Here is a 25,530-nt window from a genome sequence, read left to right on the forward strand (position 1 = left end):
GTCTTAGTGCTAAGAAATCACCGTGGCGTCATCCTCCTGACCGCGTTGACCCCCGCCATCTGGGGCACCACCTACCTCGTCACCACCGAGCTGCTTCCGCCCGGCCGCCCCCTCCTCGCCGCGGTGATCAGGGCGCTGCCCGCCGGGTTGCTCCTCGTCGCCATCACCCGCCGCCTGCCTCAGGGGATCTGGTGGTGGCGGGCGCTGATGCTGGGCGCGCTGAACATCGGGGTGTTCTTCGCGTTGCTGTTCGTGGGGGCCTACCGGCTGCCCGGAGGGGTGGCGGCGACCGTCGGCGCCGTCCAGCCGCTGCTGGTCGCCCTGTTGTCGGCCGGGCTGCTCGGCGAGCGGCTCACGGTGCGCACCCTGCTGGCCGCCGCGGCGGGTGTGGCCGGGGTCAGCCTGCTCGTGCTGCGCGCCGACGCGCGGCTGGACGCGCTGGGCGTGGCCGCCGCGCTCGGCGGGGCCGCCGTGATGGCGGTGGGGGTGGTGCTGAGCAAGCGGTGGCAGTCGCCCGCGCCGTTGCTGGCCACCACCGGATGGCAGCTCGTCGCGGGCGGGCTGCTGCTGGTGCCCGTCGCGCTCGTCGTCGAGGGCGCGCCGCCGGCCGGGCTGAGCGGCGCGAACGTCGCCGGGTACGCCTATCTCTCGCTCGTCGGGGCGGCGCTCGCCTACGCCCTGTGGTTCAGGGGGCTGCGGGTGCTGCCGGCGACCAAGGTCACGTTCCTCGGGCTGCTCAGCCCCGTCGTGGCCACCATGCTGGGGTGGGTCGTGCTCGGCCAGGAGCTCACGGTGGCCCAGGGGTTCGGCGCGGTGATCGTACTGGGTGCGCTGGTCGTCGCGCAGGTGCAACCCTCCCGGCGGCGGGAGGCCGCGCGGGTGCGGCCTCCCCGGCGGTGGTCCGCCGCGCGGGTGCGGCCCTCCGGTGAGGGTCAGTGGCCGCGACGCCGCTGCACGTACAGGCGGTTGCCCTCGGGGCCCGTCCACTCCATCCGCACCACGCCCGCCACCGCGGCGTCGGCGACGCGCGACGGGTCGGCCCAGTAGCCGAACGCCGGGTTGCGGAAGAACGTCGCCCAGACGTGACCGCTGTGATCGGTGAAGAAGTTGTTGTGACCGGCCCCGACCCCCGCCGTCCACCGCTTGGAGTACGGGCCCTCGAAGGTGTCCGACACGGCCACGACCGCGTCGTACTGGTACTGCACCCGCCCGGGGGCCGCCGTGTCGTAGGCGTAGCGGGTGCTGCCGTCGGCGTTGGCCGACGACCGATCCCAGGCGGCGTGCAGCAGGTAGTACTTGCCGCCGTGCTTGAAGACGTAGGCGCCTTCGAGGTACGGCTCGGGCGTGTAGGCCGTCTGCTGGAACTTCGGCAGGTTCGTGACCGGGACGATGTCCTCCATGTCGTCACGGAACTTGGCGTACAGGTGGTTGTGCAGCACCAGCCACGCGTCGTCGCCCTCGGTGTAGAGGCTGCCGTCGATGTGGTGGTAGGCGCCCGGCTTGATCCAGTTGGGCCCGCCGATGAACGAGTCGCCGAACGGCTTGTCGAGGTTGCCCTCGACCAGCCGGTACGGCCCCTCGACCCCGCCATCGCTGACCAGCATGAACGAGCCGACCTTCTGGGAGTGGTCGCCCATGCACGCCACGATGTACCACTTGCCGCGGAAGTAGTGCACCTCCGGCGCCCACGCGTTGCCGCGCTTGCCGAACTGGCCCTCGTCGGTCCAGTACTCCTGCCACGGCGCGACGACCGTCCGTCCCGGCTGGTTCTCGCCGGCGAACTCGGGTGACCACACCTTGCCCTTCTCGGCGTCCGGCCGGATGCGGGTGGTGTCCGCCAGCCGCCACGGCCCGCGCAGCGACCGGGCCGTCCACACGAAGATGCCGTCGTTCCACGGTCCGGCGGCGGCGAGCCCGGGCACGCGGGTGGTGCCGGTGGCGACGTAGAGCGGGCGCCCGCCGACGCGGAAGCAGTTGACGTAGGTGTCGCGAATCCAGACCCGGCCGAGCTCCTGGTCGCGGGGCCGCAGTTCGAGGGGGAGGATGAAGGAGTTGTCCGCACGCGGCCACAGGTCCTCCCGGGTGTCGGCGAGGCCGTAGGGCTCGAGTTCCGGCCAGTTCTCCGGGTGACGCCGCAGCGACGTGCCGCCCGTGGACGCCTGGGCGGCGGTCGCGGGCAGCGCCGCCGCTCCCAGCAGGCCCGCCACGCCGGTCAGCAGCGATCGCCGATCGACGTTCAACCCGTTGTCGGAACCAGTCATCAGTTGTGTCCTTCCACGTGGGACGGGTGCGGGGGCCGCCGTTGCGGAGAGTCTGCCCAAGTCGCATTAATTTCGTCAATAACCCGGAAGAAATCTCCCATGGCCCTTCCGTTCAGGGCTTTCACGGCAAAAGCGCTGGTCAAGCGATCGTTCGGAAGATCTCTCGTAACGTTCGCGTAACGGACTTGTCGGACGGGGGTGCCGCGCGGTTAGGTGGCGTCCGTGATCAGAGCGGAGAGCGCATGTGGGTGGTGCTGCCCGGGGTGACGATCTCCAACGGGTTCGGCTTCAGCCCGGACGGGCGGCTGGCGTACTACGCCGGGGCGGGGCCGTGCACCGGTACGACCCGGGCGGGCGGCTCGACGCCGTCGTCCGGCTGCCGGTGCGCAAGGTGACGGCGGTGACGTTCGGCGGTGAGGGGCTCGACCGGCTGTTCATCACCACGTCGGCGCTGGACGTGGACCGGGAGGAGCAGCCGGAGGCGGGTGCGCTCTTCTGCGCCGACCCGGGCGTCCGGGGCTTGCCGGTGCTGCCCACCACCCTGTGAGCGGGGTTGGCGGGGGGCGACGTCCAGCGTTCGCGGCGGACGGGAAGGGCCGTCCGCGGCGTCACCCGGCTCCCCTGCAACACCACGGCTGCAACACCACGGCCTGCCTCGCGGGCGGCCGACGGGCGGGACACCGGCGTGAACGTCGCCCATAGCTTGGACCGCTCGTCCATGCCCCCCGGTTCCATCCGGAGCGCAACCCGTCGCAGTGTTCGTGCCCGCCCAGGTCAGCGGCGTTCGGCTGCCGCGTGCCCGGCGCCGTAGCCGTCCGCGCGCACCACGATCCGCCCCGACTCCACGCGCAACGCGACCTCCGTGGCGTCGCCCGGCTCGGCCACTCCGGCCGCCGCCGCCAGCGCGCCGCTCTCGTCGTGGACCACCCGCAGCCGCGGCCAGGCGGGCCGCGGGAACGCCTGCCGCAGGCACGTGCTCACCTCGGCGAGCACCAGCCGGGCCAGCGGCAGCAGCTCCTTGGGCGCGCCCGTCACCACGACGGCGGTGACCTCGGCCTCGGCGGGCGCCGCGCGCGCCACGTCCTCGACGGCCGAGAGCCGGTTCAGCCCGAGCACCGCCACCACGCCGTCACGCTCCAGCCGCGCGGGCGCGCCCGCGACCGCGTCGAGGGCGCCCGGCGGCGGCTTCCAGGGCTCGTCGGTCTCCCGGACGCGGGGGAGCAGCGGCGCCGGCGCCCACCGGTCACCCAGGTCGAGGTCCGCGAGCTGCTCGCACACCCTGATCACGTTGAACGGGTCGACGAACCCCGGCGCGGCGGCCGTGAGCTGCGTGGCCCCCTGCAACACCGTCAGCACGGACTCGGCCAGCCGCACCAGCCGCCCGTCCGGCTCGCGCGGCGGGCGCAGCCGCTCCATCGCCAGCCCGAGCAGGACCGCGTTGAGCTGCATGAGCTGCGCGTACGGCCGCCGGGTGACCTCGTCGGCGAGGATCTCGGGGATCAGGTGCATGCTCAGCCTGCTCGGCTCGTGCTCGCCCTCGGTGGCCAGCGGCAGCCGGGTCACCCAGACGCGCGCCAGCTCGCCGAGAGCCTCCCGCACGGTCAGCGCGGGCTCCTCCGGGGTGGTCACCGGGGCGCGTTCGGCCAGGTCGGCCAGCACGGCGAAGTAGAGCGCCCGCTTGCCGGGGAAGTTGGAGTAGACCGCGCCGCGCGTGAGCTCGGCCCGGTCGGCGATGTCGTCGATCTTCGCTTCCCTGAATCCGCGCTCGGCGAACTCCGCCCTGGCAGCGGCCAGCACTTTCCCCCGATTGCGCTCCTGCGTCTCCGCTCGGGTGAGCCGGGCCAACCGTCCTCCTCGTTGCCGGGTGCTCCGCAGCCAAGATACCGTGAACATCCAGATGATGGGATCATTCGAAACGAGGCCAGCCATGGATGTGCCGGAGATCGACCTGACCGACCCGGCGGTGCTGCACGACCCGTACACGGCGTACGCGCAGGTCAGGGAGCAGTCCGCGGTGGCGCGGCTGCTGGTGCCCGGGTTCGGCCCGTTCTGGGCGGTGACGCGGCACGAGGAGGCCAGGGCGATGCTGGCCGACCCGCGCATGCGGATCGAGCAGTCCAGCTTCATGCGGCCCGACGTGCCGGAGCACTGCCGGCCGTACCTGCGTACGATGTCCGAGACGAACGGCGCCGAGCATGCGCGGCTGCGCAGGCTGGTCGCGCCCGCGTTCACGCCGCGCAGGGCCGCCGAGTTCGCCGGGCGCGTCGAGCGGATCGTCGAAGGGCTGCTCGGCGAGCTGCCGGAGCGGGAGCCGGTGGACCTGCTCGACCGGTTCGCCAAGCCGCTGCCGATCGACGTGATCTGCGAGCTGGCCGGCATCCCGCCCGCCGACCGCCCGCGCTGGCGCGAGTACGGCGCCGCCATCGCCGCCGGGCACGGCGAGAAGTTCGCGCGGGCCATCCCCGCGATCATCGGCGACGCCCGGGCCGCGATCGCGGCAGTCAAGGACGAGCCGGGCGACGGGCTGGTGTCCGACCTGGCCCGCGTGGTGGAGGAGGACGGCGACCGGCTCTCTGACGACGAGCTGATCACCATGGTGTGGCTGCTCGTCCTGGCAGGCCAGACCCCCGCCAACCTCATCGCGAACGCCGTCGCCACCCTGCTCGCCCACCCTGACCAGCTCGCCGCGCTGCGCGCGGACCCCGCGCTCATGCCGCGCGCCGTGGACGAGCTGGCCCGCTGGAGCCCGCCCCAGCCGATGACCGTGCCGCGCTTCGCCACCGAGGACGTCGAGATCGGCGGCGTGCCCATCCCTGAGGGGCAGCCGGTCACCGTGTCCGTCGCCTCGGCCAACCGGGACCCGCGCGTGTTCGACGACCCCGACAGGCTCGACCTCACCCGCGAGCCGGGGCCGCACCTCGGGTTCGGTCACGGGCCGCACTTCTGCGTCGGCGCGTCGCTGGCCCGCGTGCAGACCGGCGTCGCGCTCGGGACGCTGCTGCGCCGCTTCCCCGGCCTGGCGCTCGCGGGGGAGGCGGCGTACCTGCCCGACCCGGGGACGCGGCGGCTGGCGTCCCTGCCCGTGACCCTGCGCCCGGCGGGCTGAGGCGGCGCGATGGCACGCACCGGCAAGGGCGGCGGCCTGCCGCACTGCTCGTTCTGCGGCAGGAGCCAGAGCGAGGTGCGCAGGCTCATCGCCGGCCCGCACACCGTCTGCATCTGCGACGAGTGCGTGGGGCGGTGCACCGAGCTGATGGCCGGGGAACGCGCGGCGGCGCAGGCACCGGAGCTGCCCAGGCCGCGCGAGACCCACGACTTCCTCGACCAGTACGTGATCGGCCAGGACCAGGCCAAACGCGCCCTGGCGGTGGCCGTCTACAACCACTACAAGCGCGTCCGCGCGCCGGAGGCCGAGCTGGGCAAGTCCAACATCCTGCTCCTCGGCCCCACGGGCAGCGGCAAGACCCACCTGGTGCGGACGCTCGCCCGGCTGCTCGACGTGCCGTTCGCCGTCGCCGACGCCACCGCGCTCACCGAGGCCGGGTACGTCGGCGAGGACGTCGAGGCCATGCTGCTCGCCCTCGTCCAGGCCGCCGGCCACGACCTGGCCAGGGCCGGCACCGGCATCGTCTACATCGACGAGATCGACAAGCTCGCCCGTAAGAGTGAGAACCCGTCGATCACCCGCGACGTGTCGGGGGAGGGCGTGCAGCAGGCGCTGCTGAAGATCCTGGAGGGGACGGTGGCCGGCGTGCCGCCGCAGGGTGGCAGGAAGCACCCCCACCAGGACCTCATCCAGCTCGACACGACGAACGTGCTGTTCATCGCGGGCGGCGCGTTCGACGGGCTGGAGCGGATCGTCGAACGGCGCGTCGCCCGCGGCGGCGCGGGCTTCGGCGCCGCCCCGCGCCCGCGGGCCGATGAGGAGGTGCTCTCCCAGGTGATGCCGCAGGACCTCGTCCGGTACGGGTTCATCCCGGAGTTCGTCGGCCGGATGCCCGTGGTGGCGACGCTGCGCCCGCCGGACCGGGAGGCGCTGATGCGCATTCTGACCGAGCCGCGCGACGCGCTGATCAAGCAGTACCGGCGGCTGCTGGAGCTGGACGGGGTGGAGCTGGAGTTCGAGCCGGACGCCGTGGCCGCCGTCGCCGAGCAGGCGCTGCTGCGCCGCACCGGGGCCAGGGCGGTGCGCGCGATCATGGAGGAGGTGCTGCTGGACGTCATGTACGAGATTCCCGCGGGGCGCGTCGTGATCACCAGGCAGACGGTGCTGGACAAGGTCAACCCGACCCTGGTGCCCCGCGACCGGCACGACCGGCACCGCCGCGAGAGATCCGCGTGAAGGGGAAGGCGTCGCGCAGCCGGCCGGCGCGGCACCGGCCGGCTGCGCAAACGCCGGCCACCCGGACGAAGTCGCACCCGTCCGGGTGGCCGGAGCCCCAAGGCCGGGGCGGCCCGGTGGCCCCGGTGCGCCCTGAGGCTTCGAAGGGCGGGAGGCTCGGGTGGCGTGAGCCTCGTCCGCCCAGGTGGATGGGGCGGGGGTCTAGCCGGCCAGCCTCTCCAGCGGGCGGCTCGCGCCGCCCTGCCCGCCGTCGCCCCACGTCCCCGCCCCGAGCCTGTCGTCCCCCGCATCGCACGGCACGTCGTCGTCCGTGGCCCGGCGCACGACGTCCACCGTGACGAAGTGGGCCCTGCGCGGGTGCCGCCGCACCCGGACCGAAGCCGCGCAGCAGGCCGCCGCTATTTCCGCGCCGAACGCCTCGAAGTCGTCGGCGCAAATCCCGGCCCGGAGCAGAATGAACGCCCTTTCCCCGAAGTCCGCCGGCGTTATCCAGAGGATCAGTGGAATTCTGCCTTTGCGGGTGTGCATGGACGTCTGCGCGCACACCCGCTGGATCCGGTGCCGCGAGAACAGGCACCAGAAGTGCCGCCGCACCCATTTCCGCCCGACCGGCACCGCGGCGGGCACGCAGACGGTGCCCGCCAGCGCGACCGTCGCCCACCACATCCCCTGTCCCACGGCGGACACGAACGCGAGCACCGCCCCGGCCGCGAGGGTGAGCAGCACGATCTCCGTGCGCCACCGCCACAGCCGCGTGACCAGGCCCGGCCCCTGCCACATGATCAGGGGCTCGACCGGCGCGTACGGGTTGTGCCGCGGATTACGCGGGAACATGTCGATCATCTCCTACGGCCGACGGCTCCCCGGCGGCGCGCAGCTCGCGCAGGCGGGCCGCCTTGAGCGCGTCGAAGCGCGGGTCGCGATAGCGCCGGGAGCCGAACCCCGTCCTGGTGACCGTCCACCCGTACCGGCGGGCCCGCTCGTCCTGGTCCGCGTACAACGCCCGGTCGGCGCGCGCCAGCAGTTCGCTGACGTAGGACCTGAATCGCGATACTCGCTGAAGCATTTCGGTCACCGCCCCCCTCCGTCTTTGTCGTTGTGAAACCCCTCATATCCGTTCGCAGGTCGTCTGCCGATAGGGCCAGTTTGGCCCGCGCCCGCTAATTCAGCGATAAAGCTGGCTTCCGAGTCGGTGGTTCGGTTTTCCGCACCCGTTGAGTGTGCGGGGGGCGGCGGACTAACGTTTGCCACGTGACGTCCTTCCGCGTGGTGATCGCCGAGGACCACCTGCTGGTGCGGGCCGGTATCGAGGCTCTCATCGCGACCGAGTCCGGGGCCGAGGTCGTCGGCGTCTGCTCGGGCTACGAGGCGCTGATGGAGTGCGTCGGCCAGGAGAAACCGGACGTCGTCGTCACCGACATCCGCATGCCGCCGACGATGAGCGACGAGGGCATCAGGGCGGCCACGGCGCTGCGGGCCAGCCATCCGGACGTGGCCGTGCTGGTGCTGTCGCAGTTCCTCGATCCGACGTACCTGCTGGCCCTGATCGAGCAGGGCAGCAGCAGGCGCGGCTACCTGCTCAAGGAGCGCATCGCCGCGCCCGGCGAGCTGATCTCGGCGGTGCGCACGGTCGCCTTCGGCGGCTCGTTCATCGATCCGGTGGTGGTCGAGTCGCTGGTGTCGGCCAAGGCGCGCAACGACGCCGGCCTGCTGGGGCACCTGACGCCGCGCGAGCGCGAGACCCTGGCCGAGGTCGCCGCCGGACGGTCGAACCTGGCCATCGCGACCGCGTTCAACGTCTCCGAGCGCGCGGTCGAGAAGTACATCAACTCCATCTTCGTCAAGCTCGGCCTGCGCGGCGACCGCGACACCAACCGGCGGGTCAAGGCGGTGCTGATGTTCCTCGACTCGGGTTCCGCGTCCGAGTGAGGACGGAAACGGGCCCGATAGTGATGGTGGCACCACCGACACGACGGCGCTTGAATGCGACGATCAGCTTGTGAACCAACAGCTCGTGCGCGTTCTGGTGGTGGACGACCTGCCGTCGTTCCGCCGGGCCGTGGCCGGCGTGATCGCGGTGGTGGACGGGTTCGTGCTGGCGGGGGAGGCCACCAGCGGCGAGGAGGCGCTCGACTTCCTGGAGGCCCACCCGGTCGGGATGGTGCTGATGGACGTGAACATGCCCGGCATGGGCGGGCTGGAGGCCGCCCGGCGCATCAGGTGCGGGCATCCGGACGTCACGGTGGTGCTGCTGTCGGTCAACAACACAGAGGAGCTGCCTCGTGACGCGATGGTGATGGGGGCCCATTATCGGCACAAGGACCGCTTCGGCCCCGACGAACTGGAGGCGTTGTGGAGCGACGGGGGGCGCGCAGAGTCTTAACCGGCCTGCGGGGGCACGAGATCATCGAGATCGGGGCGCCGGAGTGGGAGCGGCTGCGCACCTACATCCAGGCCGACCTGATCGGCGTCGTGGTGGCCGCCGTGTGGATCGCGGCGCTGTGGGTGGGGGTACGGCGTGAGGGCTGGCTGCTGGTCATCGTCGCGCTGCTGCTCACCATGGCGGCGTTCCTGCTGCGGGCCATCCACCTGATCCACAGCTACCGGCGGTTCGCCGCGGTCGTGGTCTTCGCGCTGTCCAACTGGATCGTGGCGGTGGCCGTCACGTCGGTGGTGCCGTTCGCGCTGGCCACGCTGACGCTGGCGGTGCTGCTGCCGGTGCTGGTCGCCGTGCAGCACATGAACCACGAGCGGCTGTCGGCCATGCTCGGCGCGACGATGCTGGTCGGCACGGTGCTGGTGGTCGTCGGCAGCCTGACTCCGGGGGTCGGGCTGGAGCGGCTGGTGCCGAAGTCGGTCGCCGACGCGCTGGCGATCGTGTTCATCCCGTTCATCACGATCCTGGTGTCGCTGGCCGCGTGGCAGAACCACGGCATGCTGGTCGCCAGGGCCGAGGCGCTGCGCGAGTCGCGCGCCCGGCTGGTCGCGGCGGCCGACCGCGAGCGCTGCCGGATCGAGCGCAACCTGCACGAGGGCGCCCAGCAGCGCCTGGCCGCCGCCGCCGAACAGGCGCGGCAGGCCCGCTGCCTGCTCGACGACGACCCCGGGCGGGCGGGCCCGCTGCTGTCCCGCCTGTCGGACGACCTCCAGGAGGCCAGCGCGGAGCTGCGCGGCCTGGCGCACGGCATCTACCCGCCTCAGCTCGGCCAGTACGGCCTGGAGACGGCGCTGCGCGCGGCCGCCCAGCACGCCCCGATCCCCACCCAGGTGCACGCGACCGGCGTCGGCCGCTACCCGCCCGAGATCGAGATCAACATCTACTTCTGCCTGCTGGAGGCGCTGCGCAACGCGATCAAGCACGCGGGGGAGCAGGCCACGGCCGTCATCACCCTCCAGGACCGCAACGGCCTGTCCTTCGACTTCCGCGACACCGGCGTGGGCTGCCACCCCGACGTCGTCCACCACGGCACCGGCATGATCAACATGAACGACCGGCTGGGCGCCATCGGCGGCACCCTCACCATCGACACCCGGCCGGGCGGCGGCCTGCGCCTGCACGGGCACCTGCCGCGCTCCGCGCTGGAGAGCGCCGGCGTGGAGCGTTCCCGCCAGGAGCGGGGCGGCGCCCTGCGCGACGCGCTGCACGCCGTCTGGCACCTCATCGCCCGGCTCTACACCAGCCTGCAACGCAGCACCCACCCGCACCCCCACCAGTACATCGTCACCGGCCTGTGGGCGATCATGGGCGTGGCACTCGGCGCGGGCGCGGTCGCCACCGCCGCCTTCACCGGCGTGCACAAGCTCTGGCTGCTCGCCCTGGCCGGCGGCTGCGTCACGGTGATCCTGCTGGTCATGGCGGCGCTGCGGGTCGTCAAGCGGCACCGCATCGACCACGCCATCGGCCTGTCGGCGGGCATCACCTGGGGTTACGCGCTGACGCTGACCGCGCTGATCCCGGCCGCCCTGCCGTACGCGACGCTGGTGTGCGTGTCGCCGGTGCTGCTGTCGGTGGCGTTCCTGCCGCGGCGGCGCTTCAAGGTCGTCATGGGTGGTACGGTGGCCGCCGCCGTCGCCGTCACCCTCGCCGGGCGGCTGGCCTCCGGCGCCGGGTTCGAGAACGCCCCCAGATGGCTGGTCGCCACCGTCGTCATCGCCCTGGTGGTGCTGGGCCTGACCAGGGCCTCGTACCTGGCCTGGCACAACCACGTGCTGCTGGTGGCCAGGGCGGAGGCGCTGCAGGAATCGCGCGCCCGCCTGGTCGCGGCGGCCGACAGGGAGCGCCGCCAGATCGAACGGAACCTGCACGACGGCGCCCAGCAGCGGCTCGTCGCGGCGGCCGTGCAGTCGAGGGTGGCCCAGCGGCTGATGGAGACCGATCCGGCGCAGGCGGTTCCCGTGCTCGGGCAGCTCTCCCGCGACCTGAGCGAGGCGCAGGCCGAGCTGCGGGATCTGGCGCACGGCATCTATCCGCCGCAGCTCGCCGAGTCGGGGCTGGAGGTGGCGCTGCGGACGGCGGCCCAGCATGCGCCGATCCCCACCGAGGTGCGGGCCACCGGGGTCGGCCGCTACCCGCCCGAGATCGAGATCAACATCTACTTCTGCCTGCTGGAGGCTCTGCAGAACGCCAGCAAGCACGCGGGGGAGCGGGCCGCCGTCACCATCGACCTGCGGGAGCGGGACGGGCTCTGCTTCGACTTCGCCGACACCGGGATCGGGTGCCATCCGGCGCTGATCCGGACCGGGCACGGGATCACCAACATGTACGACCGGCTGGGGGCCATCGGCGGCAGCCTGACCATCGAGACCAGCCCGGGGGCCGGGCTGCGGCTGAACGGGCACATCCCGGCGTCGGCCTATCGCGACGCGGGGTGAACGCGCGGCGGGCGCCCACCCCCGGGGGCCGGGGATGAGCGCCCGCGCAATGATTTCCGCCGCCAGAGCCGCACAGCCGCCGAAGAGCCGCACGGCCGCCAGGGCCGCAGGGCCGGTCGGGATCGCGGGGCCGGTCGGGATCGCGGGGCCGGTCGGGATCGCGGGGCCGGTCGGGATCGCAGGGCCGGTCGGGATCGCGGGGCCGGTCGGGATCGCGGGGCCGGTCGGGATCGCAGGGCCCGTCCGGACCGCGCGGCCGTCAGGGGTGCGCGGTCCGGCGGCGGGTGTCAGGGCTGGACGGCGGGCAGGCGGCCGAGACCGACCTGGTCGGCCTCGTCGCGCCCGCTCCGGTCGTCCAGACTGACGACGAGCCAGCCCTTCGCCGGCGTGGCCGCGAGCCGCGCCGGGTCGACGGTGAGCGGGACGGCGGCCGAGGCGCCGGGAGCGAGCGGCACGTACGCGCCCGTCGAGACCGCCGGGGCGAAGGCGTCGAACACCGCCGCCTCGGTCTCGTCCACGAGCCCGTCCGGCACCTGCGAGAAGCCGGCCACCGAGTAGGTGAACCGAGAGGTCCCCTCGGCCAGCCCAACTTCGGAGGCGAGGACCGGCATGAGCAGCGTGCCGCCGTTCATCGGGGCGGTGGCGATCCAGGCGTCCACCAGCGTCCCGTCGGCCTTGAAGACGAACGTGGCGAACCGCCCGTCGAGGTCGCCCGTGGTGACCAGCCCGTAGTCCGCGCCGACCAGGTAGTGGTCGGGCGTCCCGTCGCCGGTGGAGTCGATGGCGACGTCGAACTCGCCGGTCGCCGCGTTGGACCAGCGCCCTGAGGTGTTGACCGCGAAGACCAGCGCCCGGTCGGTGTCGGCGCCGCCGAGAGCCGGGCCGGGCAGCGTCTGGACGCCCGCCGCGCGGACGTCCATCGAGTCCTCGGCGCCCTTCACGTCGTCGGCGTCCGTGACGCCCCAGGCGTAGACGTCGGCGGCGCCGGCGTGCGCGCCGGTGTTGCGCACCTGGACGGAGGTCGCGAGCCCGCCGTCGGCCGGGGTGTACCTGCCAGGCCTGCCGGAGCGTACCTCGGACTGGGCGTCGGGCACGAGCAGGAACGCGGCCCGCAGCGGGCTGACGCCTTCGGCGGCGGCGCGGGGCGTGGCGGTGACCGCGCCCTGGATGTGCACGACCGTGCCGAAGTTGGACGTCTCCGCGGCGGGCAGCGCGGCGACCGCCTGCGCGCTGAGCGACAGCGTGACGTGCACGTCGCGGCTGCTGTCGCGGCCCACGGTCACGGTCCTGGGGGAGACGGTGACCTGCGCGCCGTAGGCCTCGCCGGTGAAGGCGGCGGCCAGGTCGTAGGTGACGGCGCGCTCGCCGGTGTTGCGGATGGTGAAGCTCTCGCTCTGCCGGTAGGCGCCGGTCAGCGACTTCAGGCCGAACGACAGGTTGGCCGAGCCGCCCCTGCCCTCGGCGATCACGGACGCGCCGACCGCCTGCCGGGCGGCGACGACGCCGGAGCCGGCGACCCTGGCGGTGTAGCCGGTGATTTTGGTCGTGGCGTCGGCGGTGCTCAGGATCGCGGCCTTGATCCGGTCGGGCCGCCAGCGCGGGTGCGCCTGCTTGACCAGCGCGGCCACGCCGGCGACCATCGGCGAGGCCATCGAGGTGCCGGAGATCGTCGCGGCGCCGGAGCCGGTGCCCACGCCGGTGGAGACCACGGACACGCCGGGCGCGGTCACGTCGGGCCGCAGCGCGCTGCTGACGTTGGCGGGGCCGCCGGAGGAGAACGAGGCGAGCCGCGAGTAGCCCGGGCTGGGCACGGTGAGCGCGGTCAGCGTGGTGCTCTTGCCGTCCAGCGTCGCGGCGGCGGCGCCGTCGGTGCTCCTGATGCCGAGGAACGGGATGGTGACCGTGTACTGCTCGCCGGTGTCGGGGTCGGAGGTGATCGGCCCTTCGAGCGCGGGGAAGGCGGCGTCGGTGTTGACCATGGCCACCGCGGCGGCGCCGGCCTTCTGGCCGAGTATCGCCCGCTTGACCCGGGCGCAGGTGCCGCGCAGGGTGATCACCAGCTTGCCCGACACGCCGCCGGGGTAGGCCGCGTAGTCGGCGGGGTCGCAGCCGAGCGACAGCGGCCCGGACGGGTAGCTGGTCCGCAGCACCGCGATGGGCAGGCTGCCGGAGGGCAGGGGCGCCTCGTTGGAGTTCTGCGCGACGATCTCGGTGCCGTCGGCGGAGATCTTCGCGGCGGGGAGCTCCGCGCGGGCGGCGTCGAGGGCGGCGACCGAGATGGCCGACGGGGCGATCGCGGGCGCGCCCACCAGGTAGGCGTTCTGCCCGGAGTTGCCCGCCGAGGCGACCACGGTCACGCCGGCCCGGGTGAGCGTGCGCACGGCCTGCGCGGACGGCTCGTCCTCGCGGCCGTAGGGGGAGCCGAGCGACATGTTGACGACGTCGGCGCCGTCCTTCAGCGCCCGCTCCATGGCCGAGACGATGACGTCCTCGCTGGCCGAGCCGGCGCAGCCGAACACGCGGTAGGCCATCAGCGAGGCCGCCGGCGCCACACCGGGGCCGACCTTGAAGGCCCGCGTGTGCGTGGTGGCGTCGTACGGGCCGGGGTAGGTCTTGCCGTCGGCGCTCACCCCGGAGCCGGCCGAGCTGCCCGCCACGTGGGAGCCGTGGCCGTCGCAGTCGAGCGGGTCAGGGTCGGGCCGCGGCACCGAGGCGGGGTCGCCGGCGTCGTAGGCGTCGCCCACGAGGTCGTAACCGGCGATCACCTTCGCGGTCGGGAAGGTGCCGGGCTCGATCACGGTGCCGTCGTTGCCCGCGAAGGCGGCCGGGTCGCCGGAGCCGCCGAAGTTGGCGTGCGTGTAGTCGATGCCGGTGTCGATGACCGCGACCTTGACGCCGGCGCCGGTCCTGCCCAGGTCCTGCCAGGCCTGCGGGGCGCCGATGTAGGGGATTCCGGCGGTGTTGTCCGCCTTGAACGTGCGTACCGGGTGCACCGACACGACGCCGGGGGCCTGCTGGATCGCCGGCAGGCTGCGGCGCGGGACGGAGGCGGCGATGCCGTTGAAGGTGTCGGTGTAGGAGGACAGGACCGTGCCGCCCTCCGCCTTGACCTTCTCCTCGACGTCGCGGTGCTTGTCGCGGAGCCCGGCGCGCAGGGCCGGCCGGTCGACCGTCCTGCCCGCGTCGGCGGCCTCGGCCGCCGCCTCGCCGACCGGGTCGCCGTCCACTTGGATGAGCACCTTGAGCTGCCGGGCGGGGTCGAGCGCGGCCGGCTTGAACCCGGCGTAGCCGAACGCGCCGTCGATGCGCTGGAAGCGGTCAGGGCGGGCGGGTTCGGCGTTCGCCGTCGCCGGCAAAACGGTTAACGGGAGCGCCAGGCTCGCGGACGCGAGCACTGCGAGGAGCAGACTCCTCTTCACTGATCACCTCGGATGAGACGGGAGACAGAGCTGATCAAAGAGTGAACCCGGCATGGGCGCGGAAGATCGCACTTACGTAACAAATGCAACACAGGTTCTGTCAAGTGACGAGTCCGGACGCACGGGTGGCCGGCGGTCACCCCGTGACTGCTAATACGAATTACTTCAGCTATTACCCCTTGACGTCCCGTTCTGCCCGGTCCCACAATTGCCGAACTAATACGCATTATCGGGGTGAGGGACAGTGAGTGCTTCCGGGCGTCGGCTGACGCAGCAGGACATCGCGCGCATGGCCGGAGTGAGCCAGACGACGGTGTCGCTGGTGCTCAACGGAAGGGCCGACGGCGAGGTGCGGATCTCGCCCGAGACCCGCGAACGCGTGCTCGCGGTGATCAGGGAGACCGGCTACGTGGCCGACCCGGCCGCCCGGCGGCTCGCCGAACGTCGCAACCGCATCTACGGCGTGTTCACCTACGAGGCCGTCTTCCCCGCCGAGAGCGCCGACTTCTACCACCCGTTCCTGGTCGGGATCGAGGAGTGCGCCGAGGAGGCCGGCTGCGACCTGCTGCTGTTCACCAGCGCCAAGGTCGAGCAGGGCGAGCGGCGGCGCATCTTCAGCGCCGAGAGCCGGATCAGGCTGGCCGACGGGTGCGTGCTGCTGGGCCGCACCATCGACAGCGAGGACCTGTCCAGGCTGCTGGCCGAGGGCATCCCGTTCGTCTCGGTCGGCCGCCGCGACGACGCCGGCGGGCCGGTGCCGTACGTCGGCGCGGACTACCCGCCCGCCGTGCGCGCGCTGGCCGGGCGGGCGGCGGCGCTCGGGCACCGCCGGATGGCCTACGTAGGGGCGGGCCGCGGCCCGGAGTCCTACGCCGACCGGCTGCGCGGCTTCACCGAGGGCGTGGCCGCGACCGGCGCGCACGGGCTGCACCTGCCCGCCGCCGACGGGCTGTTCGACAGCGGCGCCAGCGTGGTCTTCGCCGAGGAACTGGCCGACGGCGTGGCCATCGCCGAGGCCGCCCGCGCCCGCGGCCTCGACGTGCCGCGGGACCTGTCCATCGTCGCGCTCGGCGCGCCGACCAGGCCCGTCTCCACCGACCTCGACTTCGCCGGCTTCCGCATCCCCAGACGGGAGATGGGACGCAGGGCCGTCGAGCTGCTCACCCGCGTCCTGGAACGCGGCGGCACCCCGCAGGAACTACTGGCGTGCGAGCTGGTCGAAGGCTCGACGCTGGCACAAGCACACGAGAGGTGACACCCCTTTGATCGAGATATCGGCAGACGCCCTGGTCGTCGGCGGCGGGCTGGGCGGCGTGGCCGCCGCGCTGGCCCTGCTGCGGGCCGGGCGCTCGGTGGTGCTCACCGAGGAGTACGACTGGCTGGGCGGCCAGCTCACCAGCCAGGCCGTGCCGCCGGACGAGCACACCTGGGTGGAGCGGTTCGGCGTCACGGCCGGCTACCGGGCGCTGCGCGACGGCATCCGCCGCTACTACCGCGACCACTACCCGCTCACCGAACGGGCACGGGCGTGGCGGGAGCTGAACCCGGGCGCCGGGCACGTCAGCAAGCTGTGCCACGAGCCCAGGGTCGCGGTCGCGGTCATCGAGGCGATGCTCGCCCCCTACCGGGGGTCGGGCCGGTTGCGGGTGCTGCAGCCGTACCGGCCGGTCGGGGCCGAGGTGGACGGCGACCGCGTCACGGCCGTGCGGCTCGCGCACCGCGACGGGGGCGGCGAGATCACCGCGGTGGCGGCGTACGTGCTGGACGCCACCGAGACCGGCGAGCTGCTGCCGCTGACCGGAGCCGAGTACGTCACCGGCTTCGAGGCGCAGGGCGACACCGGCGAGCCCAGCGCCCCCGCCGAGGCGCAGCCGATGAACATGCAGGCCGTGTCCGTGTGCTTCGCGATCGACCACGTGGACGGCGACCACACCGTGGACAAGCCCGCCACCTACGACTTCTGGCGCGCCTACCAGCCGCCCTTCTGGGGCGACCGGCTGCTGTCGTGGCGCTGCCCGAGCCCGCGGACGCTCGAGATCGTGGAGCGTTCCTTCACCCCGAACCCCGGCGACGACCCCCGCCTGGTGGAGGCCGACCAGCGGGTCAACCCCGGCGACGGCAACCTGTGGACCTTCCGCAGGATCGCCGCCCGCGGCAACTTCCGGCCCGGCGCGTACGAGAGCGACATCACGCTCGTCAACTGGCCGATGATCGACTACCTGGAGGGGCCGGTCATCGACGTGCCGGACGCGGGCCGTCACCTGGCGGCGGCCCGCGAGCTGTCCATGTCGGTGCTGTACTGGCTGCAGACCGAGGCGCCCCGCCACGACGGCGGCACCGGCTACCCGGGCCTGCGGCTGCGCGGCGACGTCACCGGCAGCGCCGACGGGCTCGCCCAGGCCCCCTACATCCGCGAGTCCCGGCGCATCAGGGCCCTGACCACCGTCGTCGAGCAGGACCTGTCCGTGGCGGTGCGCGGCGACAAGGGCGCCGTCTCCTACCCCGACTCGGTGGGCGTCGGCATGTACCGCATCGACCTGCACCCCTCGACCGGCGGCGACAACTACATCGACGTCGCCTGCTCCCCGTTCCAGATCCCCCTGGGCGCGCTGATCCCGCAGCGGATGGGCAACCTGCTGCCCGCCGGCAAGAACATCGGCACCACCCACATCACCAACGGCGCCTACCGCCTGCACCCGGTGGAGTGGAACGTCGGCGAGGCGGCCGGCGCGCTCGCCGCCTTCTGCCTGGACCGCGCCACCACGCCGCACGCCGTCCGCGCGGACGAGCGGCTCCTGGCCGACTACCAGCACCGGCTCGTCCGCGACGGCGTGGAGCTGCGCTGGCCCGACGTCACCGGCTACTGACGCGAGAAGGAGAACCCCCCATGAAAGCACCCCTGGCCGCTCTCGCGCTGGCCGCCCTCCTCACAGCCACCGCGTGCGGCGGCGGCGAGGCGCCGGCCGCGCAGGGCCCGCAGCCGCTGCGCATGTCGATCTGGACCTCCAACGAGGCCCACCTGAAGCTGTTCAAGGACATCGCCGCCGAATACCGCAAGTCACACCCGCAGACCGGCGAGATCACCTTCGACCCCATCCCGTTCGAGAACTACACGACCACCCTCACCACCCAGATCGCCGGCGGCAACGCCCCCGACCTGGCCTGGATCCTGGAGAACTCGGCCCCCGACTTCGTCGGCTCAGGCGCCCTCGTCCCGCTCAGAGGCAGGATCGAGAACGCGGGCGAGCTGGTGCCCGCCGCCACCCGGCTGTGGGAGCGCGACGGCGAGCTGTACGCCTACCCGTTCTCCACCTCGCCCTTCGGCGTCTTCGTCAACACCGACCTGGTCAAGGAGGCGGGCCAGAAGACGCCCCGTGACCTGATCAAGGCCGGGCAGTGGGACTGGGAGCACGCCGGCGAGATCGGCAAGGCCGTCGCGGCGAAGGGCAAGAACGGCCTGACCATCCTCAACTTCGACTACAAGGCCTGGGACAACCTCGCCACCGTCTGGCAGGGCTGGGGCGCCAAGGCGTGGAGCGACGACGGCGGCACCTGCCAGTTCAACGCGCCCGAGATGGTCGAGGCGATGACGTTCCTGCACAAGTCGATCTTCACGGACAAGGCCATGCCGGGGCCCGGCAGCGCCGTCGACTTCTTCTCCGGCGACACCGCGATGGCCGTCGCCCAGATCTCCCGCGCCGCCATGCTGGAGGACGCCACCTTCACGTGGGACCTGGTGCCGCTGCCCGCCGGGCCGAAGGGCGAGTACGCGGTCATCGGCCAGGCGGGCATCGGCGTGCTGAAGAAGTCGCCCAGGGCCGAGCAGGCCGCCGACTTCCTCGCCTACTTCACCAACGCCGCCAACTCCGCCAAGCTCGCCGCGTACTTCCCGCCCGCCCGCTCCTCCCTGCTGACCGCCGCCACGATGGCCAGGACCAGCCCCATGCTGAACGGCGACCAGCTCCAGGAAGTGGTGATCGACGGCATCGAGAAGGGCGTGGTCAAGCCCAGCCACACCGGGCAGGCCGAGCTCGCCCAGACCGCCAGGGCCGCGCTCGACCCGCTGTGGAAGCCCGGCGCGGACGTCAAGACGGTGCTCGACGGCGTGTGCGCGAAGATCCAGCCGCTGCTGGGCGGGTGACGTGACGGCGACCGATCTCGGCGACCGGGTGGCAGGCCGCGCCGCCACCCGGGCCCGCCCCTTCTGGACCATCCCACGGCGCGACGCCCTCGTCGGCTACCTGCTCATCTCGCCGCAGCTCGCCGGCAGCGCGCTGTTCGTCCTGCTGCCCCTCGGCCTGGTCCTCTACTACAGCCTTCAGGAGTGGAACGTGCTGGCGGGCACGTTCGACTTCGCCGGCGGCGACAACTACGCCAAGCTGCTCGCCGACCCCAACCTGGGGCAGGTGCTGACCAGCACCGCGCTGTTCTCCGCCGGCCTGGTCGTGCTCAACCTGACGCTCGCCCTCACCCTGGCCGTCCTGCTCGACCAGAAGCTGCGCGGCACCACGTTCTTCCGCACCCTGTTCTTCTCGCCGGTGCTGGTGTCGCTGGTCGCCTGGACCATCGTCTGGCAGTTCCTGCTCCAGCAGGACGGCGGCGTCAACGGCCTGCTCGGCCTGGCGGGCGTGGACGGCCCCAACTGGCTGCGCGGCGAGACCACCGCCCTGCTGTCGGTCGTCGTCGTCCAGGTCGTCAAGAACGTCGGCCTCAACATGGTGCTGTTCCTGGCCGCGCTCCAGGGCGTGCCCCGCCAGCTCTACGAGGCGGCGCAGCTCGACGGCGCCGGCGCCTGGACCCGCTTCACGCGCATCACGGTGCCGCAGATCAGCCCGACGATCCTGCTCACCTCGATCATCACCGTGGTCGGGTCGCTGCAGGTGTTCGCCCAGATCGCGGTGCTCACCCAGGGCGGGCCCGGCCTGTCCACCACCGTCCTCGTCTACTACCTGTACCAGCAGGCCTTCCAGTTCAGGCACCTCGGCTACGGCGCCACCCTGTCGGTCCTGCTGTTCCTGATCGTCGCGGCGCTGACGCTGCTGCAGTGGCGGCTGCGCCGGAAGTGGGTCTTCCATGAGTCGTAGGGTCAAGCTCGCGCTGTACGCGGCGCTGTGCGTGCTGTGCGTCCCGTTCGTCTTCCCGACCTGGTGGATGGTCACCTCGTCGGTCAAGCCGATCAGCGACATCTTCGCCTTCCCGCCCGCGCTGGTGCCCTCCAGGTTCGACTTCTCCACCTACGCCAGGGTCTTCGAGCTGCAGCCGTTCGGCCAGCAGTACCTCAACAGCCTCTACATCGCCGCCGTGGTGACCGCCGGCACGATGGCGGTGGCCGCGATGGCCGGCTACGCCTTCGCCCGCATCCGCTTCCCCGGGCAGAACGTGCTCTTCCTCGTCGTGCTGGTCGGCCTGCTGATCCCCAGCGAGGTGACGATCGTCCCGCTGTTCCAGATGTTCCACGCGGCGGGGATGACCGACACGCACTGGCCGCTGATCCTCGTGCCGATCCTCGGCGCGCCCAGCGTGCTGGCCACGTTCATCATGCGGCAGTTCTTCATCACGCTGCCCGCCGAGCTGGAGGAGGCCGCCAGAGTGGACGGGCTCGGCCGCTTCGGCACCTTCTGCCGGGTGGCGCTGCCGCTGGCCAGGCCCGCGCTCGGCGCGGTCGCGATCTTCACCTTCCTGCACTCCTGGAACCTCTACCTCGAACCGATCGTGTTCCTGTCCACCCCGTCGAAGTTCACCCTGCCGCAGGCGCTCACCCAGTTCGTCGACGCCTACGGCTCGCCCCTGTGGAACGTGCAGCTCTCCGCCGCCACGATGACCGCCGTGCCCATCCTGATTGTCTTCGTGCTGGCGCAGCGACAGTTCATCGAGGGGCTCGCGCACACCGGTCTGAAAGGCTGACCATGCACACCCCCCGCCTCTCCCGCCGCACCCTGCTCCGCGCCGCCACCCTGCTCCCGGTCGCCGCCACCACAGCCGCCGCTCTGCCCGATCTGACTGCGGCGCCCAGCCCGGACCGCCGGTCGTTCACGCCCCAGGAGCAGCGCTTCGCGCCGTACCTGATGACCCTCGCCCCCATGGTCAACGACATGGCCGACAGCGGGTTCCTCGCCGGTGGCTGGTGGCGTTCGCCCGCGGCGCCGTACAACGCCAGGGTGCAGGAGCACGTCTTCACGCTGGCCTGGTTCCACGCCGTCGCCCGCCCGTGGAACCCGTACGCGGGCGACCCGACCCTGCTGGCCGCGCTCGACGCGGCCCTCGGCCACTACCTGTCGCTCCAGCACGCCGACGGCTCCTTTCCCGAGTACAGCAGGAACGAGCACGGCCTGGCGCCCACCGGGTTCGGCATCGGCTACCTGGCCAAGACGCTGCGCATCCTGCGCGCGACCGGGGCGCTGCCCGCCAGGCAGGCCCAGCTCGCCGCCGCCCTGCACCGCGCCATGACCTGGTTCCTCGACCAGGCCAACCGCACCGTCTGGCAGGAGCCGCTGCGCTACGCCAACCAGACCGCCTCCGGTCTGGCGGGAGCCGCGCTCGCGCTGCGGCTCGACCCCGACCCCGCGCTGTCGGCGGGCCTGACCGGGGCGTTCGCCAGGATCGCCGCGACCGGCGTGAGCCCCGCCGGCTTCTTCCCCGAGGAGGGCGGCCACGACATGAACTACAACTTCGAGGTCATGCTGCCCGAACTGGCCGACGCCTACCAGCAGAACCCGGACCCGCACCTGGTGGACATGGCCCGCGCCTTCACCGGCTTCCTGTCCTACAACCTGCTGCGCGAGCCCGACGGCTCCGGCTACCTGGTCAACGTCGCCCCCTCCACCCGCACCAGCGCCCGCTGGTACGACGAGGTGCGGCCCGACCCCGACAGGACCGCGCTCAACTGGACGTTCACCCGCCAGGTGCCGCTGCTGTCGGCGTTCATGACCGCCCGCGAGGACCTCGCCGCTGCCCGCGCCGCCTGGGCCGCGTCCACCGAGCCCGTGCGGCCGCTCGCCAAGCAGGACACCTCGCCGCGCATCCTCACCCACGGCCTGTACGACGAGCGGTTCCCCAGCAGGCGGCAGCGGGCCGCCGCCATCGCGGACCTGCCCTACCTGCGCTCGTCGGACTTCGCCGAGTTGCGCAGGGACGGCGATCTCGACTTCCTCTACGTCCGCAAGCCCGGTCTGTACCTGGGCGGCTACTTCGGCGAGCGCGCCTCACGCGGCCGCACCGGCCTGACCTTCCTGTGGCACCCCGAGGCCGGCACCGTCATCTGCGGGCTCAACGACAACGACCACGCCTGCTGGGCCACCGTCTTCCCCGGGCAGGTCCCCGACTCCGACGGGCCGCTGCCCGCCACCTACTTCCGCGGCGCGCCCGGCGGCGCCGAGTGGACCGGCGGCCACGCCCCCGCCGCGCTCGGCATCCGCTACGGCAACGCGTCCGTCACCACCGACGTCCTGGTCACCCGGCGCACGGTCCGGCGCACCGTCACGGCGAACCAGCCCGCCACCGAGCAGATCCCCCTCGTCCTGCGGCCGGAGGACGTGCTCACCTTCACCGACGGCACGCCGGGCGTGTTCGGCGGCTCCGCGACCGCCACCGCCGACGGCTTCGACCTGCGGCGGGGGCGTACCACGATCCGCTTCCGGTGGGGTGTCGCGCTGCCCGCGACGCTCGCGGCGGGGACCGTCCGGTACTTCCGCGACGGGTCGCGCCGCTTCCACGCCCTGCGCGTCCCGCACCAGGGCACGTTCGACCTCAAGGTGATCCTGGGCTGACCCGGTTCGAGTCAAGCCGGGCGGGCCAGGGCCGGTCCGGGCCAGAACTCGCGGTAGCGGCCGGCGTGGAAGACCAGCGGCTCCCCGTCGGCCCGCTGGTAGCGCTCCACCGCGCCGACGAAGATGTGGTGGTCGCCGCCGTCGTGCACCCGCTCCGTCCGGCAGACGAACGTGGCCAGCGCCCCGGCGAGCACCGGCAGCGGCGGCGAGCCGAGCGGCGGCGAGGCGGGCAGTGGCGTGCCGAGCGGCGGCGTGCCGAGCGTTGGCCCGCCGGCCAGCTCCACCCCGGCGAACTTGTCGGCGGCGGGCGTGGCGAAGCGCCTGGAGAGGTGGTCCTGATCGGCGGCCAGCACGTTCACCGCGAACCGCCCGGCCCGCAGGAAGAGCGGCGCGCTGGGCGCCCGGTCCGACAGGCACCACAGCACCAGCGGCGGGTCGAGCGAGACCGAGGTGAAGGAGTTGACGGTCACCCCCGCCCGCTCCCCGCCACCGGTCACCGTCGTGACCACCGCCACCCCGGTGGCGAACTGCCCGAAGGCCTCACGCAACGCCCTCATGCCGCGACCCTGCTCAGGTAGGCCTCGGCCCGGCCGGCGTCCATGAACCAGTCGGCGAAGTCGGCCGGGTCGTCGAAGCCGTTGACGAACCGGGAGGCGATCTCCTGGCTCTGCCCGGCGGCGCCCAGCAGCGAAAGGTGGTGCGGCTCGGCGGGCGCCAGCAGGGCGTTGGTCCAGTCGGTGACGTGCCGGGCCTGCGTCCAGAAGCGGTCGAACGTCCGGTTCATCCAGTCGGCGTCGAACGGCTGCGCGCCCCGCTCCACGATGGCCCGCAGGTAGCCGGCGGCGCACTTGGCGGCGTTGTTGCTGCCCTGGCCGGTGATCGGGTCGTTGAGCACCACGACGTCGGCGACGCCGAGCACCGGCGCGCCGGACGGCAGCACGGCCACGGGGCGGCGCACCGTGGGCGCGAAACGGCCGGTCAGGGTCGCGCCGGCGTCGGTGAGCTCGATCCCGGCGCAGCGCTCGGCCTCCCACGGGAAGAACGTCTCCAGGATCTCGCGGCTGCGCGCCAGGTGCTCGGCCGGGCCGCGCACGTCGCCCCAGCAGTCCATGGGGCCGCCGGGCACGCCCTCGAACACCATGATCTCGCACGGGCCGGTGTGCGTGAGGCCGGGGAAGACGAAGTACTCGCCCACGCCGGGCAGCAGGTTGAAGCAGACCGCCGAATGGCAGGGGCGGGGGAGGAGGCCGTTGACGTAGGTGACCGCCAGCGCCCGCTGCGGGGCGTCGTACGGGGAGCGCGCGGCGTCCCGCTCGAACAGCGAGGCGATCTGCCCCTTCCCGGCGGCGACCAGGACCAGGTCGTGGCGGGCGGCGTACCGTTCCAGGTCGTCGGGGGTGGCGTCGTGCAGGACGAGCTCGCCGCCGAGCCGCTCGAACTCGGCCAGCCAGGCCGGCATCTTCAGCCGCTGGTCCACCGCGCGGGCCGGGACCTCCAGCCGGGCCGCCCAGTCGAGCGCCTTGCCGCCGTCCGGGGCCGGCACCGTGAGCGCGATGCCGTCGATGGGCGGGCAGACCCCGGCCCACCAGTCGAGGCCCAGCTCCCGCTCGCGGGCCTGCGCGGTGCCGAACATGGCCTGGCCGGACATCACCCGGCCGTCGCGGATGGACTCGGGGGTGCGGTTGGAGACGAGGGTGACGTCGTAGCCCTGCTGGAGCAGGCCGATGGCCAGGTGCAGGCCCGCCTGGCCGGCGCCGACGACGAGGATGTCGCGCATGGTGATATATCCCTTCCGGGGTGGTAGGTGGAGGTGGTGACAAGAACGCTACGGTCGGCGCGCCCAGCCGGGCCATCCGCTGAGCGCGGATCTCATCCGCCGGACGCGGAGCTCGTGCGCAGCGTCTCCGACGGCGAACGCCCGTACCTGCTGCGGTACTGGGCGGCGAAGCGTCCCTGGTGCAGGAAGCCCCACCGGGCGGCCACCGTGGTCACCGTGACCCTGGCCGGGTCGGCCGCGCGAAGCTCGTCGTGCACCCGCGCGAGCCGTACCAGACGGAGCTGCGCCATCGGGGTCAGCCCCAGGTGCGCGCGGAAACCCTCCTGCAGCGAGCGGCTGCTGACCGCGACGGCGCCGGCGATGTCGGCGGTGGTCAGCGGCAGGTGCGCGTGCCCTTCGATGAACTCCATCGCCCGCCGCACCACCTTCGGCAGCACGGGCGGCCTGGGCGCCGTCAGCCGCTCCAGGTAGTTGGACGGCTGCATCGTCAGCAGCAGGCTGATCAGCGCGTTCTCCAGGTGCGCGACGGCCAGCGGATGGCCGCCCAGCCCGTCGTCCCGTTCGGCCTCCCGTACCAGCAGGTCGGCCAGGTCCCGCCACGACCTCGCCCAGCCCGCCGTCAGGTCCACGCCCAGGCCGAAGACGAGCGGGGCGTCGAGCGGCTCGCCCAGCAGCTGCTCGACCGAGCGTTCGATCGCGGCGCGCTCGAACTTGACCAGCAGCTGCGGGCAGCCGGCGGCCCACCGCATGTCGAGGTGGCGGGTCGGCGAAGGCAGCGAGGCCAGCGCGGGCGTGGAGACGATCTCCTCGCCGCCGGCGCGGATCAGGCTGCGCCCGGCGAGCGGGATCATGAACAGGAAGAACGTCTCGAGGTCGCCGGGTTCGATGTGCACGTCGGCGCCGTAGTCGAGGTAGCTGACGCGGACCGAGCCGAGCTGGACGGAGTTGAACCGGGCCGACAGCAGGGCGGCGTCGCCGGACAGGTCGAGGCGGTGCGGGCAGAACACCTTGGCGACCTCGCCGCGGACTTCGTCGAGGTCGGAGCTGGCGAAGACGGAACGGTTGCGGAGAAGCACACCAGATGATCGTCGGG

At 72.8% G+C, this 25,530-nt stretch carries 21 protein-coding genes; 13 read left to right on the forward strand and 8 right to left on the reverse strand.

Going from position 1 to position 25,530, the window contains the following annotated elements:
* Positions 1-6 precede the first annotated feature (6 nt).
* Positions 7-1,047, forward strand: coding sequence for an EamA family transporter (locus FXF51_RS43370; protein WP_187414902.1), 1,041 nt, complete (start codon positions 7-9; stop codon positions 1,045-1,047).
* On the opposite strand, the gene FXF51_RS43375 is transcribed toward FXF51_RS43370, so the two are convergent.
* The gene (locus FXF51_RS43375) at positions 933-2,261 is read right to left on the reverse strand and encodes a family 43 glycosylhydrolase (protein WP_148440613.1); all 1,329 of its coding nucleotides are present in this window, start codon (positions 2,259-2,261) and stop codon (positions 933-935) included. The two genes, FXF51_RS43370 and FXF51_RS43375, sit on opposite strands and share 115 nt — an antisense overlap.
* 331 nt (positions 2,262-2,592) lie before the next feature.
* On the opposite strand from FXF51_RS43375, the gene FXF51_RS43380 reads away from it, so the two are divergent.
* On the forward strand, positions 2,593-2,808 hold the full coding sequence (locus FXF51_RS43380) for an SMP-30/gluconolactonase/LRE family protein (RefSeq protein ID WP_262380214.1): 216 nt from the start codon (positions 2,593-2,595) through the stop codon (positions 2,806-2,808).
* A 227-nt stretch (positions 2,809-3,035) separates the two neighbouring features.
* Here FXF51_RS43380 and FXF51_RS43385 read toward each other — a convergent pair whose 3' ends face one another.
* Positions 3,036-4,106, reverse strand: coding sequence for a TetR/AcrR family transcriptional regulator (locus tag FXF51_RS43385; protein WP_148440614.1), 1,071 nt, complete (start codon positions 4,104-4,106; stop codon positions 3,036-3,038).
* 82 nt (positions 4,107-4,188) lie between these two features.
* On the opposite strand from FXF51_RS43385, the gene FXF51_RS43390 reads away from it, so the two are divergent.
* Both FXF51_RS43390 and clpX read left to right on the forward strand, forming a co-directional pair.
* Positions 4,189-5,367: a cytochrome P450 family protein gene (locus FXF51_RS43390; protein WP_148440615.1), complete on the forward strand. Its 1,179-nt coding sequence runs from the start codon at positions 4,189-4,191 to the stop codon at positions 5,365-5,367.
* Between the two features lie 9 nt (positions 5,368-5,376).
* On the forward strand, positions 5,377-6,603 hold the full coding sequence (gene clpX / locus FXF51_RS43395; protein WP_148440616.1) for an ATP-dependent Clp protease ATP-binding subunit ClpX: 1,227 nt from the start codon (positions 5,377-5,379) through the stop codon (positions 6,601-6,603).
* 201 nt (positions 6,604-6,804) lie between these two features.
* On the opposite strand, the gene FXF51_RS43400 is transcribed toward clpX, so the two are convergent.
* A complete protein-coding gene (locus FXF51_RS43400; RefSeq protein WP_148440617.1) occupies positions 6,805-7,437 on the reverse strand; it encodes a hypothetical protein in 633 nt (210 codons plus the stop codon).
* Positions 7,424-7,678 (reverse strand): hypothetical protein, encoded by a 255-nt coding sequence (locus FXF51_RS43405; protein WP_148440618.1) that lies wholly within the window; start codon positions 7,676-7,678, stop codon positions 7,424-7,426. The genes FXF51_RS43400 and FXF51_RS43405 overlap by 14 nt, the downstream gene beginning before the upstream one ends.
* 176 nt (positions 7,679-7,854) lie before the next feature.
* On the opposite strand from FXF51_RS43405, the gene FXF51_RS43410 reads away from it, so the two are divergent.
* The 3 genes from FXF51_RS43410 to FXF51_RS43420 all read left to right on the forward strand — a co-directional run bounded on the left by FXF51_RS43410 (position 7,855) and on the right by FXF51_RS43420 (position 11,475).
* Entirely contained in the window at positions 7,855-8,532 is a 678-nt protein-coding gene (locus tag FXF51_RS43410) for a response regulator transcription factor (protein WP_262380215.1), read from the forward strand.
* Between the two features lie 70 nt (positions 8,533-8,602).
* Entirely contained in the window at positions 8,603-8,986 is a 384-nt protein-coding gene (locus FXF51_RS43415; protein WP_148440619.1) for a response regulator transcription factor, read from the forward strand.
* Positions 8,956-11,475 (forward strand): sensor histidine kinase, encoded by a 2,520-nt coding sequence (locus FXF51_RS43420; RefSeq protein ID WP_148440620.1) that lies wholly within the window; start codon positions 8,956-8,958, stop codon positions 11,473-11,475. Before FXF51_RS43415 ends, FXF51_RS43420 begins: the two co-directional genes overlap by 31 nt.
* Positions 11,476-11,762: 287 nt before the next feature.
* Here the strand turns inward: FXF51_RS43420 and FXF51_RS43425 are convergent, their stop codons facing one another.
* Positions 11,763-14,831: a S8 family serine peptidase gene (locus FXF51_RS43425; protein ID WP_148440621.1), complete on the reverse strand. Its 3,069-nt coding sequence runs from the start codon at positions 14,829-14,831 to the stop codon at positions 11,763-11,765.
* A 307-nt stretch (positions 14,832-15,138) separates the two neighbouring features.
* Here FXF51_RS43425 and FXF51_RS43430 point away from each other — a divergent pair, with 307 nt between their 5' ends.
* Genes FXF51_RS43430 through FXF51_RS43455 form a run of 6 tightly spaced genes read left to right on the forward strand, consistent with a single transcriptional unit; the run spans position 15,139 to position 22,660 of the window.
* Positions 15,139-16,149, forward strand: a complete 1,011-nt coding sequence (locus FXF51_RS43430) for a LacI family DNA-binding transcriptional regulator (RefSeq protein WP_148440622.1) — start codon at positions 15,139-15,141, stop codon at positions 16,147-16,149.
* A 7-nt stretch (positions 16,150-16,156) separates the two neighbouring features.
* Positions 16,157-17,761, forward strand: coding sequence for an FAD-dependent oxidoreductase (locus FXF51_RS43435; protein ID WP_222871723.1), 1,605 nt, complete (start codon positions 16,157-16,159; stop codon positions 17,759-17,761).
* A gap of 20 nt (positions 17,762-17,781) precedes the next feature.
* A complete protein-coding gene (locus FXF51_RS43440) occupies positions 17,782-19,035 on the forward strand; it encodes an ABC transporter substrate-binding protein (protein WP_148440623.1) in 1,254 nt (417 codons plus the stop codon).
* Between the two features lies 1 nt (position 19,036).
* On the forward strand, positions 19,037-19,978 hold the full coding sequence (locus FXF51_RS43445; protein WP_148440624.1) for a carbohydrate ABC transporter permease: 942 nt from the start codon (positions 19,037-19,039) through the stop codon (positions 19,976-19,978).
* Complete coding sequence (locus FXF51_RS43450; RefSeq protein ID WP_148440625.1) at positions 19,968-20,798, forward strand: carbohydrate ABC transporter permease; 831 nt, start codon at positions 19,968-19,970, stop codon at positions 20,796-20,798. The genes FXF51_RS43445 and FXF51_RS43450 overlap by 11 nt, the downstream gene beginning before the upstream one ends.
* Positions 20,799-20,800: 2 nt before the next feature.
* A complete protein-coding gene (locus tag FXF51_RS43455; protein WP_148440626.1) occupies positions 20,801-22,660 on the forward strand; it encodes a hypothetical protein in 1,860 nt (619 codons plus the stop codon).
* Positions 22,661-22,671: 11 nt separating this feature from the next.
* Here the strand turns inward: FXF51_RS43455 and FXF51_RS43460 are convergent, their stop codons facing one another.
* The 3 genes from FXF51_RS43460 to FXF51_RS43470 all read right to left on the reverse strand — a co-directional run bounded on the left by FXF51_RS43460 (position 22,672) and on the right by FXF51_RS43470 (position 25,513).
* A complete protein-coding gene (locus FXF51_RS43460; protein WP_148440627.1) occupies positions 22,672-23,217 on the reverse strand; it encodes a flavin reductase family protein in 546 nt (181 codons plus the stop codon).
* Complete coding sequence (locus tag FXF51_RS43465) at positions 23,214-24,437, reverse strand: styrene monooxygenase/indole monooxygenase family protein (protein WP_148440628.1); 1,224 nt, start codon at positions 24,435-24,437, stop codon at positions 23,214-23,216. Before FXF51_RS43465 ends, FXF51_RS43460 begins: the two co-directional genes overlap by 4 nt.
* A gap of 92 nt (positions 24,438-24,529) precedes the next feature.
* Positions 24,530-25,513 (reverse strand): AraC family transcriptional regulator, encoded by a 984-nt coding sequence (locus FXF51_RS43470; protein WP_148440629.1) that lies wholly within the window; start codon positions 25,511-25,513, stop codon positions 24,530-24,532.
* Positions 25,514-25,530: the final 17 nt, after the last annotated feature.

This window comes from Nonomuraea sp. PA05, assembly GCF_008086045.1.
In the GTDB taxonomy this organism is placed as follows: Bacteria; Actinomycetota; Actinomycetes; order Streptosporangiales; family Streptosporangiaceae; genus Nonomuraea; species Nonomuraea monospora.